The organism is Caballeronia terrestris (genome assembly GCF_001544515.1).
Lineage (GTDB): Bacteria > Pseudomonadota > Gammaproteobacteria > Burkholderiales > Burkholderiaceae > Caballeronia > Caballeronia terrestris.
Genome location: NZ_FCOL02000014.1, coordinates 65,575 through 85,756 on the forward strand (window position 1 = coordinate 65,575; position 20,182 = coordinate 85,756).

At 60.1% G+C, this 20,182-nt stretch carries 14 protein-coding genes; 3 read left to right on the top strand and 11 right to left on the bottom strand.

Features of this window, described 5'->3' with window-relative positions:
• The first annotated feature begins 206 nt into the window (after positions 1–206).
• Positions 207–923: a YdcF family protein gene (locus AWB67_RS14285; RefSeq protein ID WP_087656905.1), complete on the top strand. Its 717-nt coding sequence runs from the start codon at positions 207–209 to the stop codon at positions 921–923.
• 14 nt (positions 924–937) lie between these two features.
• On the opposite strand, the gene AWB67_RS14290 is transcribed toward AWB67_RS14285, so the two are convergent.
• The 4 genes from AWB67_RS14290 to AWB67_RS14305 form a co-directional block, all read right to left on the bottom strand.
• Positions 938–1,222 carry a hypothetical protein gene (locus AWB67_RS14290; protein ID WP_087656906.1) on the bottom strand — a complete coding sequence of 95 codons (285 nt, stop codon included), beginning with the start codon at positions 1,220–1,222 and terminating at the stop codon, positions 938–940.
• A 62-nt stretch (positions 1,223–1,284) separates the two neighbouring features.
• On the bottom strand, positions 1,285–2,199 hold the full coding sequence (locus AWB67_RS14295; RefSeq protein ID WP_087656907.1) for an ATP-grasp fold amidoligase family protein: 915 nt from the start codon (positions 2,197–2,199) through the stop codon (positions 1,285–1,287).
• Between the two features lie 49 nt (positions 2,200–2,248).
• The gene (locus AWB67_RS14300) at positions 2,249–4,570 is read right to left on the bottom strand and encodes a polysaccharide biosynthesis tyrosine autokinase (protein WP_087656908.1); all 2,322 of its coding nucleotides are present in this window, start codon (positions 4,568–4,570) and stop codon (positions 2,249–2,251) included.
• A complete protein-coding gene (locus AWB67_RS14305) occupies positions 4,570–5,823 on the bottom strand; it encodes a glycosyltransferase family 4 protein (protein WP_087656909.1) in 1,254 nt (417 codons plus the stop codon). Before AWB67_RS14305 ends, AWB67_RS14300 begins: the two co-directional genes overlap by 1 nt.
• Positions 5,824–6,681: 858 nt before the next feature.
• Between AWB67_RS14305 and AWB67_RS14310 the strand changes: the two genes are divergently transcribed.
• Positions 6,682–7,413 (top strand): Crp/Fnr family transcriptional regulator, encoded by a 732-nt coding sequence (locus AWB67_RS14310; protein ID WP_087656910.1) that lies wholly within the window; start codon positions 6,682–6,684, stop codon positions 7,411–7,413.
• A gap of 48 nt (positions 7,414–7,461) precedes the next feature.
• Here the strand turns inward: AWB67_RS14310 and AWB67_RS14315 are convergent, their stop codons facing one another.
• Positions 7,462–8,319: a DUF3667 domain-containing protein gene (locus AWB67_RS14315; protein ID WP_087656911.1), complete on the bottom strand. Its 858-nt coding sequence runs from the start codon at positions 8,317–8,319 to the stop codon at positions 7,462–7,464.
• Positions 8,320–8,691: 372 nt separating this feature from the next.
• Between AWB67_RS14315 and AWB67_RS14320 the strand changes: the two genes are divergently transcribed.
• Positions 8,692–10,440 carry a ShlB/FhaC/HecB family hemolysin secretion/activation protein gene (locus tag AWB67_RS14320; RefSeq protein ID WP_087656912.1) on the top strand — a complete coding sequence of 583 codons (1,749 nt, stop codon included), beginning with the start codon at positions 8,692–8,694 and terminating at the stop codon, positions 10,438–10,440.
• Between the two features lie 59 nt (positions 10,441–10,499).
• Here AWB67_RS14320 and AWB67_RS14325 read toward each other — a convergent pair whose 3' ends face one another.
• The 6 genes from AWB67_RS14325 to AWB67_RS14350 all read right to left on the bottom strand — a co-directional run bounded on the left by AWB67_RS14325 (position 10,500) and on the right by AWB67_RS14350 (position 20,076).
• Entirely contained in the window at positions 10,500–11,747 is a 1,248-nt protein-coding gene (locus AWB67_RS14325) for a hypothetical protein (protein WP_200822232.1), read from the bottom strand.
• Between the two features lie 351 nt (positions 11,748–12,098).
• Positions 12,099–13,247, bottom strand: coding sequence for a DUF3616 domain-containing protein (locus AWB67_RS14330; RefSeq protein WP_159964845.1), 1,149 nt, complete (start codon positions 13,245–13,247; stop codon positions 12,099–12,101).
• Complete coding sequence (locus tag AWB67_RS14335) at positions 13,150–14,637, bottom strand: MFS transporter (protein WP_087656914.1); 1,488 nt, start codon at positions 14,635–14,637, stop codon at positions 13,150–13,152. The genes AWB67_RS14330 and AWB67_RS14335 overlap by 98 nt, the downstream gene beginning before the upstream one ends.
• Positions 14,638–14,839: 202 nt before the next feature.
• Positions 14,840–15,985: a glycosyl hydrolase gene (locus AWB67_RS14340; protein ID WP_235025160.1), complete on the bottom strand. Its 1,146-nt coding sequence runs from the start codon at positions 15,983–15,985 to the stop codon at positions 14,840–14,842.
• 331 nt (positions 15,986–16,316) lie between these two features.
• Complete coding sequence (locus AWB67_RS14345) at positions 16,317–17,219, bottom strand: glycosyl hydrolase (RefSeq protein ID WP_087656916.1); 903 nt, start codon at positions 17,217–17,219, stop codon at positions 16,317–16,319.
• Positions 17,220–17,655: 436 nt separating this feature from the next.
• A complete protein-coding gene (locus AWB67_RS14350; protein ID WP_087656917.1) occupies positions 17,656–20,076 on the bottom strand; it encodes a penicillin acylase family protein in 2,421 nt (806 codons plus the stop codon).
• Between the last annotated feature and the right edge of the window lie 106 nt (positions 20,077–20,182).

A 20,182-nucleotide genomic window follows, 5' to 3' on the forward strand; every position in this document is an offset into this window, starting at 1 on the left:
ACCGTATTTAACGAATTCCAATGGTCATACGTCCGTGCGATGGCGCACGAAATTGGGGCGGTCGGTACGAGCCAAGTTTGCACCGCGTTTGAATCGCGTTTGAATCGCGTTTGAGCATCACGCGCGATATGAGCCTTTGAGCACAAAGCGTTTAGTGGCGCATGTTCAGAATGCAGGGTCCGCTTGTGTCCCAAAGGACTTGCGCATTGGTTCTTGTCGCCTTGCTTTTGTTTGTCGTTGCGCTGTTCGCCGTGTGCCGCGGACGTCGGGTGCAAGTGCTGCTGGCCGGTGGAGTGGTCTTCTGGCTGCTCGGAAGCTGGCTGGCAGGCCCGCTCGTGAGCATCGCGCAAAGCGGATACGACGCTCCTGTCGAACCACGCATGGCGCCGCGCATGGCGTTTATCCTGCTTGGCGGTGGCACGGAATTCGACGAAAGCGAACGACTCGTGCCACAGGCCGAATCGATGCCGCGCATCGAAGCGGCCTTGGCGCTTTACGAGGTTTGCCGGCGAACCGAAACCGTATGCAAAGTGTTCGTCAGTGGCGGCGATGCACAGCGCCATGGGCAAACGGAAGCGGACGTGTATGCGCCTTATCTGCTGAAGGGCGGCGTCGAGCGCTCCGATCTCGTGCTGGAGAACACGAGCCTCGACACCTACGATAACGCTCGCAACGTCGACGAGCTGCTGCGCCAGGATCGCTATGACGGGATGGTGCTCATTACGTCGTCGTTGCACATGCGGCGCGCCGTCCTTACGTTTGCTGCCTTTGGCCTGCATCCGCAACCGTTCGTGTCGAGCGTGCGCAATCCGCCTTCGTGGTGGTTACCGCATCCCGAAGGATGGTTCGACTCCGAGGACGCGCTTTACGAGTTGGTCGGAGTCGTGCGGTTTTATGTGTGGCGCTGGCTGGGCTTGTATTGATCTGGACGCCTGCGTCACTCGTTCGACAGCGAGCGTCTTACCCAACCGGTCCACGCCTCGTGCAGTGAGTCGCGCATCGCTATCGCGCGATCCTCGAGACGTGTGAGATGCGGCCTCAGGCTCAGGACTGGCTTCCCGGCCAGATACCACGACACCACGGCGAGCAGGATCGTCGCAGGAAGCGCCAACGCGATATTCAGGTACGAGTGCGCGGTCCACGGGCCCAAGGCGGCAACCGCTTGTTGCGGCTGATTGAACGGACGGTGATTCGCACCAGCATGGGAAGTTTCGATATGCATGCTCAAGCGGCGTAAAAAAGGGGCGCCTCGAATAAACGGGGCGCCCCTTTTTGCCAAAGCCTTTAACGCGGCACGTTGACAGGCGAAGCAGCCAATCCAGCGGACGACGAGTGCGCCTGAAGCATGCGTCCCCAGTCGTAGTCGATCTGATCCGGCGTCAATCGATAAACGCCCGCGCCCGGTGTAAAGGTCAACTCGCCGAAGAAGATCCTGTCGTCCGGCGCGTAAAGGTCTACGCGTACATAGTCGAAGTTCGCCGACAGTTGCTTCGCGTTGCGCAGAATCTCATCGAGGTTGTCCGGACGCGGCGAAGGCACCGCGCTGTTCGGATAGTGACCAATACGGATGTCGAGCTGATTCCAGTCTTCATCGTAAAAGTCTCCGCGCGGATGAGGCGTGAAGCGATCGGAGATATGCAGGATGAAAGCCTTCTGCTTCCCCGCTACCTGGTTGAAACAATGGATCTTGAAGTCGGCAGGAATGTTGCCGCTTTGATCGGTGAGCAGCGCCTCGAAGAAGATTCGCGGCTTGATGTGCTCGTAGTGCCGCTCGCGCGCTACACGGTAGAAATTCGCCGCCAGCCAGCGCTCGCTTAGCGCGCTCAACTCTTCGAAAGACGTCTCCGCTTTGTCGTGAATCACCTTGACATAGCCGCTTCCGTGATTAGCCTTCATCACGAACGAGGAGGGTAGCGCATCGAAGACGTCCTTCGTGAAGTGATCCGGGCTTGAAAGAAGAGGAATCAGATGTTCCTCGCCGATCGTGCGGATAACGAAGTCGCGCACGAGCAGCTTGTCGGTCAGGTTCGCGAAACGCGGGTCCGGGTGAAGGCAGCGATAGACGATCTTCTCGTTGAACGTGACCGGATTCACGAGATCGGGAAACCGGCCAACGCTCATGCGGTGCGACAGACTCAAAAAGACCGAGTCGGGAAGTAACTCTTTGACGGAGCCTGCGATTGTCTTCGAAAGCGACATGTCGTCCTCTGCTATTTGTTGTATTCGACCGCTTCCTTAGTTCACGCGGTCAGGGTTGGGAAGGGCCGTATGAGGGCGCGCCATAACTACTTGAATACGCGCGAATGCGCTTGTCGCTGCGACGCTTGGGCATTGCATTGAAAATTGCACCGGCTACCCTCGCCCCCGCGAGATCCAGTCGCTTGATCGCTTCACCGAGTTCGGCTTCGCTTTGCGCGCTCGGCCGCACGACGACGAGCGTCGAGCCCGCAGCCGCGCCGACCATGACCGCATCGCTGACCGCGAGCACGGCAGGCGTATCGATGATCACGAGGTCGTATTGCGGCATCAACTGTTCGAGCAGGGAACGCAGGCGCGTCGTCGAGAGCAGCTTCGACGGGTTGGCCGGCGGCACGCCGTTCGAGATCACGCTGAGACCTGGCACGCCGGACGCTTGCACCACCTCTTCGAGCTCGCGGCGATGCGTGAGCACTTCGGCGAGGCCGGCCGTGTGCGCGAGACCGAACTGCGAGGCGACCTGACCACGACGCAGGTCGCCGTCGATCAGGAGCACGCGATTGCCCGCTTGAGCATGCAGCACGGCAAGGTTCGAAGCGATAAAGGTCTTGCCGATACCCGGCGTCGCACCTGCGACGGCGAGCACGTTGTTGCGCGCACCGTTGACGTCGCGCATCAAGGAAGTGCGGATAGCGCGCAGTGCTTCGATAGCTTCTTCGCTCTGCGATGTCGTCGCGAGGAGCAGGGTAGCGGGGTCCGCATGCGGATCGCCGATGCCGGCTTCAGCCAACTCTTTCGCGGCATCGCTGGCGTGTTCGTAAGGCATGCCGGGCAAGCGGCCCCGCAGCGGCGATTCGTCGAGACGCAGTTGCTGGTCGCTGAACGCGACCGCGCCGAATACCGGAAGCTGCAGATGACGCTCGGCGGCATCCGGGCTGTGCACGATGCTCACCGACTTGCGCTGCCTCAGGAAGATATAGAGCCCGCTGATGATCAGGCCACCGACGATCCCGCCCGCGATTACGAGCAAGCGCTTCGGCTTGGACGGCTCGGTCGGGTAGAGCGCCGTGTCGACGAGATGCACGTTGCCGATCGTGCCAGCGCGCGTGACTTGCAATTCGCGCGACTTGTCGAGCATCGCGACGTAGATGTCTTCAGCGACCTTGGCATTGCGCGTGAGATCGGCCGTCTTGCGGTCCGACTCGGGCAACTGGTTGAAGCGCGAGTCGTACTGCTTTCTCTGCTGCTCAAGCGTCGCGAGTTGCTGATCGATCGTCTGCAGTTCACGCGTGCCAGGTGCAAAGCGGCTGGCCGTTTGCGTGCGCTGCATCCTGAGGGTTGCGATCTGGGTTTCGATGTCGAGCGTGCCCTTCAAATACGACGATGCCTCCGCGCTCGGCGCCATCGAATTCGCTTGCGTACGGTAGTCGCTAAGCTCGGTGTCTGCACGCTTGAGTTCGTCCTTGAGACGCGGCAGCTCGCTCTCGATGAAGTCGCGCGTGAGCCCCGCATCCTGACGCTTCTGATCGACATGCGATGCGATGTACGTTTGCGCGATCGAGTTAGTGATGGCTTGCGCAAGCTCGGGGCTCTTGTTTTCATAGGAAATCTGCACGACGCCCGATTCCTTCGTGGATTCGGCCACCTTAAGCTTGCCCGAGAAGCGCTGCACGGCTGCGAACTCGCTAAAGCGCGCAACCGTGAACTCCGTGCCCGGACGCGCAACGAGTTGGCGCACGAGCATCGTCACGCCATTGCCGGCAACCGGTGTACCCACCGCGCCTTCGAGCACCTTGTTGCCGTTTGGATCGATCAGCTCATAACGATTGTTCGCAAGCGCGCGCAACGTCATTTCCTTGTTGATGAAACGCGACGGCACGTCGAGCGTATCGACGTTCAGCTCTTCACCGCCCCACGCAAAAGAACGCATGCCGAGCAACGCCGGCATCGGCTGGCCAGGATCCGAAAGCAACTCGGAGATGCGGCCGAGGACGGGGAACTGGTCCGGCGTCGCAAGGATGTCCTGCTTGTACTTCTTGATGACCGGCAGCAGCACCGTGCGGCTCTGGATCATCTGGATCTCCGCATCGCTCGGCAAGGTCTTGGGGATGACTTCCTCGGATACGCTGCGTCCCGAGCGCGAGTTGAGGCCGAATGTGTTCGGATTCGGAAACTCGACGCGGACGACCGCATCGGCAGTGAACGTGGGTGTCGCCAGAAACGCGTAGCTCGTGGCCAGCGCCGTGACCGCGATCACGATGAGAATCACAGCCCACATGTTGTCGATTATCAGGCGCCATACGTTGACGGTGCGGGACGCCACCGTATTCCCGCTCGTGGCGTAAGGACCGTATTCGAGGATGGGTGTATTCATTACGCGCGTTCCTTATTGCTGGTCGATTGCAGTTGCGGCGGGCGGTGCGTCGACGCTGCGCTGCGCTTCAGCGCGTCGCGATAGACCTTCAGATACGAATCGACCATCCTGTCGGGGCTGAACGAATCAGCGTAGCGGCGCAGTCGATCGTGCACTTGCGGGTCTTGCAGGGATTCGATCGCCTCGTGAATCCTGCCGATCATCGATTGCGGATCGTTGATGTCGAACACGAGATGCGAGGTGGGCTCGATCACTTCCGGGATGCCGCCGGTATTCGCGCCGACGACCGGGACGCCTTGCGCATACGCTTCGACGATGACGCGGCCGAACGGCTCGTTCCATCGCGACGGCACGACCAGCACGTCGATGTCGTGCAGGAACGACGACGCATCGACGTGCCCGAGGAATTGCACACGCGGGTCGTTGTAGCGCGCCTTGAGGCTTTCGAGGTAGGCGTCGTCGCCCGTGCCGCCGATCGTGAGCGTCCAGTTGAGCGACGTATCGCGCATCAGTTCATCGACCAGCAATTCGACGCCCTTCTCCGGTGATACGCGACCGAGCATGCCGAGCCGCACCGCGTTCTTGACGAGACGGAAAGGGGTCTCCGGCGGTTCGCTGATCTCCGGTAAATGACAGTCGCTGATCACGCCCGTCGACGTTGCGCGCGTGAAGAAGCCGTTGTCGAGATGCTTGTCGAGCACGAAGCGGCTCACGCCGATCGCGACGTCCACCTGTTCCGATTCGCTGCGCTTGTAGCCCGAGTAGCACGCGCACAGAGTGCATTGACGATCGCAGGAGCGGTTGCCCGAGAGCATCGTCGAGGACGGGCACATCAGGTAGTAATCGCGCGCGGTATGAACGACCGGCAGGCCGGCTTTCTTGGCGATGCGCCAAAGATCGACGGATAGGCACGACAGGTTGCTCGTGCTCACGAGATCCGGCTTTTCCTTCGCGACGACAGCGCGCAGTTTGCGCGCCATGAGCACGTTATATGAATCGATGGCGTGCCACACGAGCTTGGCGACGCGGGAACGCTTGCCGGGACGGTGAGGCCAGTACAGATTGGCGAAACGCAGGCGCCAGATCTTGACGCCGTTGAGTTCGGTTACGTGATCGACACCCGTACCCGACGCGCAGACCACGGTCACTTCGGCGCCGGCTGCAACGAGTCCTTCCGCGAGTATCTGTGTGGAGACCTCCGCTCCGCCAAGAACGTCCGGATAGTACAGCGTGTTTGCAATCAATATCTTCATCTTATCCCCGGCCCACCTGACGCCAGCCGTCATGCATACGCCTGTTAGCAGCGTGTCACGTTATGCGCGTACGCAATGTCGACGAATTGCCGGGTGGGCTCGATCGCTTGATACGGTTTATTCATACGAAAAGACCCATGTGTGGTCTACATCATGGATCGCAACGCTCGCGGATGTTGCTTGGGGCATAGACATCTTGCCCAGGGGTCCACGGTATGTTGTCGGACCGTGTCGTCTCGGTGCGTACGGATACACATAGACGATGCGGTGAAAACCGCAAGGGCTAAAGATAGGCTGGAAAAGACAACCGCTCAAGCTCGGTAACAGATTGATTCAGATGGACACAGGTGTGGCCCACGATTGCCTTTCAGAATGATATTAGCTTATGAAGGTTTTCGCCAATATATTTAGTTTGGATGGCGAATCAATGGATTAATCGGGAACTCGTTTGTTACTTAGTGCGAGCTTTCAGAAAGAGGTTGCGCCGTGGATCGTAGTTGCACCGATGTCGTGTTTTTTTGTTATTGTGCGCTCCTGTTTTACACGTGGCTTTCGCCCATTTAGCCAATGAATTCGACAACAGTAGAACGCATATAAATATTTAAATTCGCGCATTCTGGTCCGCGCAAACGGTTGCGCGCGGCGTAAATCCGCTAATTCCCGTTATTGGGGCATTTTCTGCCCTTTCTGCGTCAAAGCCTTTGCTGGTACGGGCGAGGTAATTGCTACCTCGACTTAGGTGTTTACCCGTTGACGCCTCCCTCCTTTGCGAGCCCGCTTCTTTCGAGAGGCGCGCTCCCGATTTCGCTCTAACCGACCCGGCTGCGCCTCATGTGCGCGATTCCAGGAGATATGACTATGCTGACGCTGCAATCCGATCTACACGGCAACCATCTGCTGAGCGGCCTTCCCACGCAAGAGTGGAAGGCGATCGCCCCTGACCTCGAACTCGTCCGGCTCGAGTCGTCGCAAGTGCTTTGTGATGCGGGCGCGCGCGTGCGCCACATCTATTTTCCGATCACGGCGGTCGTTTCCCTGCTGCACACGATGGAAGACGGACGCTCCGTCGAAGTGGCTTCGATCGGACGCGAGGGAACCACCGGCGCCAACGTGCTGATGAACGGGGACGCGATGCCGTCGAACGTCGAGGTCCAGTGTTCGGGATCGGCGTATCGCGTAGACGCGGCTGCCCTGCGCCAGCATTTCGACCGATCGGAGGCAATGCGTCGCCTGATCATGCTGTATGCGCATGCGTTGTTTACGAAGATTGCGCAGACGGCTGCCTGCAATCGGCATCATTCGGTGAGCAACCAGTTCTCGCGCTGGCTTCTAGAGGCGATGGATGCGACTGGCACGGACAAGCTCGTGATCACGCAACAGCGGATCGCAGATCTCCTGGGCGTGCGTCGCGAGGCGGTGACTGAAGCGGCGGGGCGCTTGCAATCGGCTGGAATCGTGTATCAGACGCGCGGTTCCATCCGTATCGTCGACCGGTCCGGGCTTGAAGGGCGTGCCTGTGAGTGTTATGGGTTAGTCAAGCGAGAGTTTGCGCGGCTGTTGCCGGCCATGTTGGCTGAAGAAGCTGCTTAAGTATCGGAATATGTGACCGCATTACTTTTATTCGGTATTTTGTTCTGATCATGTCAGATATAGCGTGATCAAAAAGATAACGAAGCGGTAGCCGAGGACAATGAGCCCCGCGCCGATCGTCAACGCGGCAGCCCTGACGAAGCGCGCGAGGCCGTGCGAATTGAACACGGGTCCCAGCGCAAGATACGTGTACACCCCGCAGACACTGAGATTAATGAGCGAAAGCACCTTGTCGACCGCGGGCGATGCGAGGCCTGCGCCTCCTGCATGGACATCGATCGCCGCTATTACCAACGCCAGCGAAAAGAGCAGCAGCAAAAACGCATAGAGATGCAGTGAGAAGTACACGTACGAGACGAACGGTTTGCGTTTCTGCTTGCGCACAAAAGCAAACGTCAGTGAGAGCAGCAGCGCGAACGGCACGACCATTAGGATGATGAGCGACTTCGCATTGAGCACCGCAGCGCGATTGAACTCGGGCGTGTACTGCACAAGATCGGTGTGAAGCCGGGCGGCTCGTTCAGCGACGAGCGTCCTCGCAAGCGGACTCCAGTCCTGATGATTGAGATGCGACTCCATCGTCGACCCGAAGATCTGCGTATCGGTCAGCGATTGCATCGCGAAGAAGAACGCGTTGGCGATGAGAAAGAGCTGGAATGGAGCGACGTACGGCATGCGCTGCCCCTTGAGATGCGCGACCGTCGACTGACCCGGGTGACGAAGCAGACACCACATCGTGCGCAGCAGCCGCCCGTCGATGCTCGTTGCCGCGTGCAGCACCTTGGCTGCGATGCCGCGCAGCGTAAGATCGGGCGGACGCAGCGGACTTTCGCCGCATTGCGGGCAGAAGGGGGTCGTGACGTCGATTGCACATGTTGGGCATGTCCAGTGAGCGGGCGCAGACATGTTTGTCTCCTGCGCGGCAGCGCCGCATGAGGGCTGGTTCGATGCCATTGTGCGCCGGCGCCAGGCAATTCTTCTTCCCGTTCTCCATAGCCAACTCTGCAGGCCGCTTTGACCGAAAATGCGGGATCAAAGTATCAATTCAATAATCGTCTGCTAAAGTAAAGAGCGCTTTAGCAACATGAAAGGCAACCGGCGCGCATCCACAGCTCCAATCACTAACAGGCTCATCCGGAGGAACGGCGTGGTGACCACAGATAGCCGGTTCATAACATCGTCACTCGATCTCGATATCCCCGCGTCGGGCCACATGCCGCTAACGGCGCAGGCCCCACTTCCAATGTCCCGCCGGCAACTCGCGAATTGAGCCCCGCAATGGTGGCTTCATCGCGCTCGCTGCGCCTGCTTTGCGCGCTCGTCGCGCCTGTGTCGATGCTCGTCGCGACTGCCGCGCATGCGCAGTCCTATCGCGATGTGAACCCCGTGCCACCGCCTGCGCCCGCACGTCCCGTCGCACCGCCGGTGCCGCCGGAGCCCGTCAGCGATTCGCAGCAGGTGGCCATCGAAGCATTGCGCGGCCTGATATTCGAAGCGCCCGGCACGCAAGCTGAAGAGCGTCCGAAAGGCGGCATCGTTGCAAAAGACCTCCCGCTTCTCGACGATGCGTTTCTCGCAGGCTTCGTTGCGGATCTCGGCAAGCCGCTTACGCTTGGACGGCTCGCAGAAATTCGCAAGAGCGTCGTGCAACGCTATCGCGATGCGGGTTTGCCGCTCGTCGACGTCTACGCGCCCGAGCAGGACGTAACCGATGGCGTCGTGCGTATTGTCGTCGCGAACTATCGGCTCGGTGCCGTCGTGCCGCGTGGCAATCGCTATTTTTCGAGCGATCTGCTCATGCGCGAGATGCCGCTCACCAAGGGCGATCCGATCCGCGAAGCCGATGTCTCGTCGGGTCTCGCGCTGCTCAATGCGAATCCGTATCGAACGGTGGACGTGGTCTATGCGCCCGGCACCGAAGAGAATACGACGGACGTCGTGCTGCAAACGCAGGACCGCTTTCCGCTGCGCGTAACCGCCGGCTACGATAACGCCGGCGTGCCGCAACTCGGCCGCGACCGCTTTTTTGCGGGTATCGACTACGGCAACCTGTTCGGACTGGATCAGCAGATCGCGTATCAGGTAACGGTCAGCAACGATTTCTTCAGCGGCAATCCCGACATCGAAGGACGAGAGAATCGTCCGCGCTTCGTTGCGCATGCGATGAGTTATAGCGCGCCCTTGCCGTGGCTGGACCGCATCGAACTGTTCGGCGTCTATGCGCAGAGCACACCGCGCCTTCCCGATAGTTACGGTCAAACAGGCATCTCCGCGCAGCTCAGTTTTCGTTACGACTGGCGGCTCGCCCCGCTAGGGACGTGGCAGCAGCAAGTGCAGTTCGGCTACGACTTCAAGCGCTCGAACAACGACCTCGAGTTCGGCGGCTTCCAGGTCTTCAATTCGAATACGCACATTCATCAGTTCGTCGTCAACTACGAAATCAGCAGGACGGATGCGCGCGGACAGGGGCGCGCGAACGCCATGGTCGTGCTGAGTCCAGGACGTCTCGACGGTGACAATCAGGACGCTGCATTCGATGCGGCCCGCCACGGCGCGACGCCGCGCTATGCCTACCTGCAGTTGTCGGGGCAACGCGACGTGACGTTCGGAGCCGGTTTCTCGGTCTCTGCGCGCGGCACTCTCCAATGGACGCCCGATACATTGCTGCCTAGCGAAGAACTCGGCCTCGGTGGAGACAGTAGTGTGCGCGGCTATGAACCGTATGTCGTGCAGGGCGATCGCGGCTGGAATGTGCAGACGGAACTGCGCGTGCCTGCGTGGATCTTCGGTTCGAGTGGCATCGGCCTGCAGCCGTTCGTCTTCGTCGATGCGGGGCATGTCTGGAGCCGCATCGATCAGCCGGCCGAGCCGACCAACGGTTCGCTCGTGAGCGTTGGTGCGGGCTTCCGGTTTCAGGCGGGGCGTTACGTGAACGTGCGCGGCACGTACGGTTTTCCGCTGCGCGCACCGGTGCCTAACGGATCCAAGGCGCCGCTCGGGATGATCTTCGTCGTGCTCGGGAGTTGAGTGTCACTAAAGCGCTTCAGGCGACATTCGCCGCTTGAAGCGCCATCATCCAGCGGCCACTACTTCGGCTCGTCCCAGTTGTAGGTGGCGAGCGTGCTGATCGGCGTCGTGCCCACCTGCAGCGTTACCGAGCGATGCGACGTCAACTCGATGTCGGTCAACGGGCCCATCCAGCGACGCACGTCGCCGTTGTCGTTGATATAGGCGACCACTGGACCCATCACACCCGCGACGTTCGTGCTCGTCAGCGGCTCTCCCCAGAGGGCAAAGAACTTGCCAAGCGTGAAGGCCTTGAGGTTGGGCGTCTCGATGTGAATGACGCCGGTGCTATCGTGCGTGTGCGTCTCGTAGTTGCATCGCGGTGTAATGCCAATGTTTGCAGGCAGCGCAAGCCATTGGCCGTCCTTGAAGATCGCGAGATGCGCATGCACGTGATAGGACTCGACCATGCCGGCCGCGCAGATCACGTCGCCGATGGGCTGGCCCGTGCCGCCTGTCGCTGTGCTGCCGTTCGGCCAGAACGACGTGCCGATCGTAGTACCGAAAGTGAGCGCGTGACGGTTGTTGTCGAAGGGCGGCGGATCGGTCCACGTGTACGTGGGGATCTGTGTGAGCGGCGTGCCGATCATGATGGTCACTTCACCATGCGGCGGCAGGACGAGACTCGAGAGGTCACCCGTGTATTGCGTGAGTACGCCGCCACTAGTGACGTATGCGGTGACCTGCGTCCCCGCCACGCCGGCGACGTTCGTTGATGTAAGCGGTTGACCCCATACGGCAAAGAACTGGCCGAGCGTGTACTGCGTACTGGTGCTCGCATCCATGCGGATCTTGCCCGATGAATCGAGCGTGTGGACGGGATAGACGCAACCAGTTTGTACAGCCAGCGTCGGCGCGATGGCGCCCACGTTAGCCGGCAGCGCGAGCAGCTGGCCGTCCTGATAGATGGACAAATGCGAGTACGTATAGGCGCTGCCCGTCAGCGTGCAGTTGAGGCCGCCGACAGCCTGGCCCAATCCACCCGACGTCGTCGCGCCTGCACTCCAATGAGCCGTGCCGAGTGGCGTGCCGTCGATCACGGGCGTTGCCGCTGCGAGCGTGGGTGCGGGCGTGCTGACGGAGCCGCCGCTTGCACCCGCCGGGGCGCTCGCGCCACCGGGCGCAGACGCTGCTCCGTCGCTTGCACCTGTAGCGGGGGCGGCCGTGCCACCGGAGGTGTTGGAATTGCTACTGCCTCCACCACCGCAACCGGCGAGATAGAGAAAACCGCTTATCACGATTAACCGCAAACAGACGCGACGCCACATGTCTTATCCCTCGCCCAGATCATTGATCGAATTGTCAGCCAGGTACAAGGATGTCCTGTCTTTCGGCCAAGCGCAAACGTTTATGTTACGTCGAGGTAACGGCTAAGGGTCATTACCCATCGATTGCTTCGCTTAGCGAAGTTGCTAAGATGAATGACATCGATATGAATGCGCCGTATCGGAAAATAAGAAAGACGCACTGATGCGCTAAAGGGAAGAGTTGCCGCCGCTTGGAGTGCTTAAGTTAGTCATTCGATCAAACGACCGTGCTTAAGAAGATGTCGCTTCGCACGTCGTATTGCTTGCGCTTTGACGAATGCCGTCGATATGTGGTCTACCCCACAAATAGCTTTACGGATAGTCGAACGCCATGCCTCTGAAGGTTTTGGCATCGGAAGGGAACGGCTTCTTGCCGCAATCGACATGATCGGCACGTTCGCCGCCGTCATCGCTCAGAAGATAGAGTTGATGTCTTCCCTGCATCTCGAAGATCGCCTCGGCGTGGAAGTCAGATGGCTCGACGTCGGTCCAGAATTTTGGCGCGTCGGTAGGTGAGCCGCTCCACTTGTATAGCGCAAAACGCGACGCAATGGATTTGCCGTCGCCATCATTGTGAGGTCCCGCTACGATCACGTATTGATGTCCGATGCGCTCGAGGCTCCGAATGCCTCGGCCCGAAAGATCGAAGCGCACGAGGTCATCGAACACGGGGGCGGCGCCGCGTTCAACCACATCACCCGGGTTGCGCAGCTTGAGCACAAGCGCTTGCTTGTTCGGCAAGGGATTTCTGAATCCGATCAGCAAGGCGCCGTCTTCACTATCCGCGAGGCCTTCGATGTTCAAGCCGCCGGGCGCTTCAGGCGCCAGCTTCGACGCACGCGTCAACACGTCGAAGCGCGGATCCGCAGCGAGTGCGGTAAGAAGATTCGTATAAGGCTTGGCTGCGATGGGAACAACGCCAGGTACCCCTTCCGTACGATCGATGCGCGTAGCGAACAGGCGGTAGCGCGCCGGTTCGACATTGCCGTGCCGGTCGCGTCCATGCGATGCGATCCAGTAGATCCGGTTGCCGATTCTCGCCGCGCCTTCGAGGTCCGATTCCTTGTTCTTCTTCTTGCCGTCCGGTGCGGCAAGATACTTCGACAGATCGACCATGCCCACATGTGCCGGCGTGCCGTATTGGTAGATCAGCAACGCGTTGTGCTCGTCGTCGGCGACAATGAAGTGGCCTGTGCCGAGGTCGATGCCGGCCGAGGCATCGCAAATGCCGCGATATGTCGTGACGGGATGCGCTGCTGCGTGGTGCGTGGCTGCAAATGCGCAAGCCGCGATGATTATTCTGATCGTTGCACGCATGATGTTTCGTCCGGTGACCATTAGTGCATGCATCGTACTGCATCGCCTAACCCGCAGGCTTCTTCCCTTGCAAGAGCAACTGCGCGCAGACCGCACTTGCCAGAGCCAATACTGCAGAGATAAACAGCACCAGTCGATATCCATCGACAAAGGCATCTCGCACCGCGCCAAGCACGCGCGGATCATCGCTGCTGATCGCGGCGAGCAAAGGGCGTTGCTCCTCCACGGCATGGCGCGCGAGCGCAGGCAGCGCAAGCGCATCGAGCCTGTGCTCGAGGACCGTATCGAAACGCAACGCAAGCACCAGGCCGAACACCGCAATCGCAAGCAGCCCCGCAATGCGCGAGACAGCGTTGTTGACACCGGAGGCCACGCCGGAATCGTCGATCGATACCGCGTTCATGACGGCTGTCGTGAGCGGCGCGACGCAGATCGCCATGCCGAGGCCCAGCACGATCATCGGTGGAAAGATCGTGGACCAGTATGAGCCGCTCTTCGTGGACCACGCGAGCCACGCGAATCCCGCCGCGACTATGACTGGTCCGATCACGAGCGGAAGCCGCGCGCCATGAATCGCGATGAGTCCGCCCGACCAGCGAGAGAGCGCGAAGATGAGCAGAATGAGCGGCAAAAGCGCGCCGCCTGCTTCGGTAGCCGTGTAATGCTGTGCCTGAATCAGATTGAGCGGCAGAAAATACATCGTGCCGCCTAACGCCGCATAGAGAAACAGCGTGATCAGGTTTGCACCGCTAAAGGTTCGCGAGCGAAAGAGCGATAGCGGCACCATCGGCGCAGCGGAACGCGTCTCGACGACGACGAACGCAACGAGCGCGAGCACGCCGCACGCAGCGGTGGTCGCGATCACGGCGCCGCCTCGCGATGCCTCGATCAGCGCGAACGTGACGCAACCGAGCCCCAGGCACGCGAGCACCGAGCCCGGCCAATCGAGCTTGCGCGGCATCGACTCGTTGCGGCTTTCAGGAACGCTCGACAGCGTAATCCATGCGGCGACCGCCGCAATCGGCACGTTGATGAAGAAGACCGCGCGCCAAGAGACGTGCTCAACCATCCAGCCTCCGAGCACGGGACCGAACGCAGTGGTGATGGCCGTGAATGCGGACCATGTGCCGATGGCTTGTCCGCGCTTGTCTTCAGGGAACGAGGCGCTGATCAGCGAGAGACTGCCCGGCACGAGCAGCGCTGCTCCGATGCCTTGCACGGCGCGTGCCGCAACGAGCATCTGTATCGTTCCCGCCAGGCCGCACCAGGCAGACGCCATCGCGAAGATCAGCACGCCGGCCAGGAAAAGCCTGCGTCGTCCATAGAGATCGCCGAGCGATCCGCCAAGGAGCAGCAGCGAGGCAAGCGTAAGCGCATACGTTTCCACGACCCATTGCAGATTGCTCGCCGTCGCATGCAGGCTGGCCTGAAGTGAGGGCAGTGCGACGTTGACGATCGTGCCGTCGATGAATGCCATGCTCGAGCCGAGTATGGCCGCTATCAGCACCCCTCGTGAGGCGGCCGGACGAGGCATGGATCGAATTCTCGATTAGACGCGCGATGGTTGGCGCCGCGACGCTTCGGTCATTTACGCGTGTCATGACCGTCGTCGATGGAGCGGAGTTTCGAGGATAGCAGGAGTAACAACGCAGGGTTGAGCGCGCGAACGATCCGAGATTGCATCGGGATGTGCGGCTACAACTCGCGGGGAATCGACTGAACCCCAACGCATGCGGTCAAACTGGGTTGGCTGCGACGAAGTTCTTGAACGTGGTGTACGAAAGGTTTTTAGTGGCGCCGTCGGGCTGGATCAGGCCGTAGTTCGCGTCGATCACGCAGTACATCATGACCGACTGGATGTTGTACTTGTCCTTGATCGACTTGTACGAGGTGAGCGCATACGTCATGTAGTCCGAGGCGGACTGCGCGGTGTCGTTGCTGCCGGACCAGCCGAATTCCGTGAGCCAGATCGGTACATTGAACGAGTCCTTGAGCACTTGGAGAATGTTGACGCACATGTTGTTGCGTCCAGCGCATTCGATCTTGCCCGAGCTCTTGTACCAGTGATACGTCGTGAAGTCCCAGCGCACGAGCGCCGCGCCGCCAACGCCCTGAGCGGTGCCATCCGGCGTTACGCCTGTCCAGAGCATCTGCAGCGCGCGATACGCCATCGGAATGCCGACGTTGACGCCGCAGTTGATTGTCGGATCGACCGCCTTGACGCCGTCGATCATGCCGCGGATCACGCCACGGAACGACGGCCACTGCGCCGGATTCCAGTCGGTAGTCTGACTGCCGTCGCCGCCGATCTTTAGGCCGATGGTGTCGAGTTCGTTGCCGCATTCGATGTACTTGACGAGACCCACGAGCGGCTTGGTGATGCGCACCGCGAGGTCGTAGCCGAGCGTGTAGGCGGCTGCTTCCGTGCTGTTCGGGTCCCAGCGAGCCGAGCGCGGGTTGATCACCGGAAGGATTGCGACACCGCTACCGGCGAACGGACCCTTCAGCGCGGTAGCGAGGTAGGTCGACATGCCAGCGTCGGCCACGTCGCAGCGGTAGTTGGTGACGCCGAGGTCCTTGAGGATCGCGAGCTGTTGAGCGGGCGTCATCGTCTTGTAGATGCCCGTGCCCCATGCCATGTGGCCGTTCATGCCGTAGAAGAGGCTCTGGGTCGCGGTTGCCGCTTTTTGGGTTGCGGCGAGGTCGGTGGTCTTGGCCGCAGCCTCGACTGCAGAAGTTTCGCTTCCGCCGCCGCAAGCGGCAAGCGCTGCGCTGCCTGCGCCTGCCATCATCAGCGAGAGAAAGTTCCGGCGCGAGATGGCTGCGTCAGGAAGGACGGATGCGATCGGTAACGTTTGCTCGATCTTTGATTTCTTGGACATGATGATCAGGTAATTTGGTTTCAAGGAACTTACGTGACCGACTATAAGTTCCTATTTTTTACCTGTCACCGTAACAATTGCTAACAAATAGAAATAGGTGAATTGATGTCAGTTAATATCGTATGAATAGAAAATTACTCGTGTGGAGAGAAGATCAGGGAAACGTTTGCGCACAAGAGAAATTTATCAGGTATCTATTACTTGATTGTTTTGAGAGGACTTTGCTAAAGTTTTTAAAAAAGGTAAAAAATACACAATTTCAATTAAATGAGAATTTGCTTAACAATTTTTAAGAAGCGGTATTCTTTACTTTAAATAACAGGGCTTCAAATCAAACCGGTTTCGCCGCGATGAAGTCTTTGTACGCGCCATACGCGGGATTCTTCGTGATGCCGTCGGACTGAATTAGGCCGTAGCTCGCATCGTTCGCGGAGTACAGCATCACTGATTCGATGTTGTACTTCTCCCTGATCGACCAATACTGTGCGAGCGCCGCCGATACGTAGTCAGCGGCCGATTGCGGCGTGTCCATGCTGCCGGACCAACCGAATTCCGTCAGCCAGATCGGGACGTTGAACGAGTCCTTGAGGATTTGCAGGATGTCGACGCAAGCGTGGCTGCGTCCGCCGCATTGAATGTTGCCCGAGCTCTTGTACCAGTGATACGTGGTGAAGTCCCAGCGCACCTGTCCCGCGCCAGACCGGCCCTCCGCGGTGCCATCGGGCGATACGCCCGTCCATGGCATTTGCAGCGCGCGATAAGCCATCGGAATGCCGACGTTGACGCCGCACCTGATCGTCGGAGCGACTGCCTTCACGCCTGCGATCATGCCGTGAATTACGCCGCGAAACGATTGCCACCGAGCGGGGTTCCAGTCGGACGTCAGGCTGCCGTCGCCTGCGATCTTGAGTCCGATCGTGGCGAGTTCGTTGCCGCATTCGATGTGTGTCACCACGCCTTGAAGCGGCTTCGTGATGCGCGAGGCCAGGCGATAGCCGAGCAAATAGCCGTCGGCTTCTGAACCGTAGGGGTCCCAGTGAGCGGAGCGTGGATTGATGACAGGAAGGATCGAGATGCCACTGTCAGTGAATGGTCCCGTCAACGCTGCGGCAAGATATGCGGCCATGCCGTGATCGGCGACGTCGCAGCGGTAGTTGGTGACGCCGAGGTCCTCAAGCAACGCGAGTTGCCAGGCGGGCGGCAACATCCAGTAGATGCCTTCGCCCCACGCCATGTGACCGTTGACGCCATAGAAGAGCTTCGGGGGCGAAACGATTTCCCTTGTCGCGTTTTACCGGGAGAACCGGTGCCTGCGATAGCGTCTTGATCGAGGCTCTCGCCGCCGCATGCGACAAGCGCTGCGCTTCCTGGCCCGTTCAACAGCAACGCAAGGAACTTTCTTCGTGATGCTGGGATTCGAGCCATTGCATGCACGGCGGATCGTGCACGCGCGGTCATGCTCGTGGACATTTGCTTCAGGAAAATCTTTGAGCGAGCCAACGCCCCGAGTATAGGTTCGGTCGTGCAATGACCGCTGTCATTGACTGTCTTTGGGCAATCATGCGACATCGATGAAATGCGGATTTGCTTTGATGATGCCGGCGAAACCAGGTATCGAATCGACGTGAGTCGTTGCTCACCTTACGGATTCAATTCCTGGTTCGCAACGATCATTTCGTTTGTGTACCGGGCACGAGATGAATACGCGATTCAGTGGCTGCCTCAACTGCTGCGCGCGAATAGAGCAACGGGAAGTACTCGCCCTTCAACCACATCGACGCGAGGTCGCGGTAGTGCGGACTGTCCGGGTCTCCCGATTCGCCCGGCAGGTTCACCGCGCGAGAGTTGTCCCAGTTGCCGACATCGACCACGACGCGAAACGATGGCCCGTTCGTCTGCCGGAAGTCGCTTGCACGATACGTCGATTGATTCGGCGTGTAGGCGCTGCCGCCCTTGCCAGTGGGTCCGACGTTGAGCTTCGCGTGCATGTCGGCGTCGACGAGGTCCGCGAATGGATGCGCGTTGAGGTTTGTTTGCAACTTACCCCATTGCCACGCGCTCGCGTCCGCGCCCTGCAGGCGCACCATCTCGCGATACGCGTCGCGCAGGCTCGCGAGCAGGACCGCATCGCGCTTTGCATCCGGGTTATCGCCGAAACGCTCTTGCGGCTGTTCGAGCGAGTCGAGCATGACGGCGGTATCGGGTGCGCCGAAGGAAGCCGCCGCGGGCTTCGGCAAGACCGCATCCTTGAAGCTGCGGCCGAGATGGCGCGCAAGCCACACTTCTTCGAGCGCGGCCTGCGCGGAGTCGGCGCGCATTTGCGCATCCCAGCCCTTGAGCATCGCGAGGGCGGCACGCGTGTCGGGATCGTCGCTCGCGAGCGGCGCGAGGAGCGCGGTAAGACGCCTTGCCGGAATCGATTCGATGTCGTTTTGCAGCCGCTCTGAATCTTCGATCGATACCTTCGGCAAGGCCTTGAGCACTTCGTCGATGCGTTGATGGCGCGAGCCGTTGGTCCATTCGAAGCCGAGCTTGCGTTCGGCATACGGATAGCCCGGCGGCAGGTTCATCTCGTTGGACGTTGTGAAGTAGCCGTCGCGCGGATCGTAGGCGGAGGGCATGTCGTCGCGCGGCCAGAAGCCGGCCCATTCATAACGTCCGTCGCCGGGCACGGGCAAGAGGCCGTCCCAGTTCGGGCGCCTGGGCGCGAGGCCGCTCGGCACCCAGCCGATGTCGCCATGCGTGTCCGCGTAGACCTGGTTAACCGTCGGCGCGCCCCATGTCGATAGCGCGCTCTTGAACTGCGCGAAATTCTTGGCACGCATGTAGCGCACGGAATCGAAGTACGGTGACATGCCCGGCGCTAGCCAGGCGGTGCGAACGGCGAACGCTCGATGCTTGCCATCCTCGTTATAGATCACTGGACCATGTCGCGTGAATGCGAGATCGGCGATGACGGGCGCACCCCCGCGGACGGCGATCGTTTCGCGCACGATACGCATTGGTTCCCAACGGCCGTTGTATCGATACTGTTGCGGATTCGCGGGATTCAGGTCGTACACATACAGATCTTCCTGATCGATATTGAAGATCGTGAGACCGAACGCGATCTGCCCGTTATGCCCGATCGATACGCCCGGCGCCGACGGTTCGCCGCCGCCGATCAGGTCGAGCGTCGGCGTGCTGATCTGCTGGATATAGCGCAGGCTGGGCGCTGCATACGCGCGATGCGGATCGTTCGCCATGATCGCGCGGCCTGTCGCTGATTTGTCCGGCGCGATCACCCAGTTGTTGCTGCCTTCGGTCACTTCTTCGGGGTTGTCGGCGGCGGCGATCATGCTGGCCGATGCATCGGCGCTCTTGAGCGACTCATGCGTCACGCGCACGTTCTGGGTCGCGAGCGTAAAGACCTTAAGGACGTCGTCAGGAAGGCACGGATCGAGGCCCTCGGGCATGTGCGGTTTCCATGCGGGTTGCAGGCCGAAGCGGACCGAATCGGCATCGAGCGAACTCTTGCACGCGACCTTGGCGCGCGCGACTTCGCTTGTGAGATTGCGCGTGAGGCCGTGGCTGCGAATGCGCACGACATCGTCGGCGGACCACTTCGCCGGCCAGTATCCGACCTTGCCGAACTCGTAGGGCATGTGCTCGGGATGCACCGCGAGCCAGTCGATGTATGCGTTGACGCCCGCTGCAAAGCGCGTAGCCACCGGCTTCGCGTCCGGACCATAGCGCTTCCATTCCGCCGTCATGTCACCGCGATAGAGAAAGAGGCGCGCGGCCTTGTCCTGCTCGACGTACGCGGGGCCAAAGACTTCCGCCAACTGGCCGAGGCCGCGGCGTCGCCAGAGGTCGATCTGGAACAACCGGTCGCGTGCGGCGTTGAAGCCCTGTACGAAGAAGGCATCGCTTTCGTTCGAAGCGAAGATGTGCGGTACGCCCCAGCGGTCGATCAGAATGTCCGTCGGTTGGGAGAGGCCTTCCAGCGTGATTGTCTGGGCGGGCTTGTCGTCCGCGTATGCGACGGGGCATGTCAGTGCGATGAAGCTGGCGCATGCTGCGAGCGTCAGGAGTTTGCGTCTTGCCTGCATTGTTCCTCCTTATCCTTATCATTTTCGAACGCCATGTCTCGAAGCCGCTTCGCTGTTTTGGCAAAGCGGCGAACGAGCGCGTTCATTCTAAGCGGACCGGAGGAAA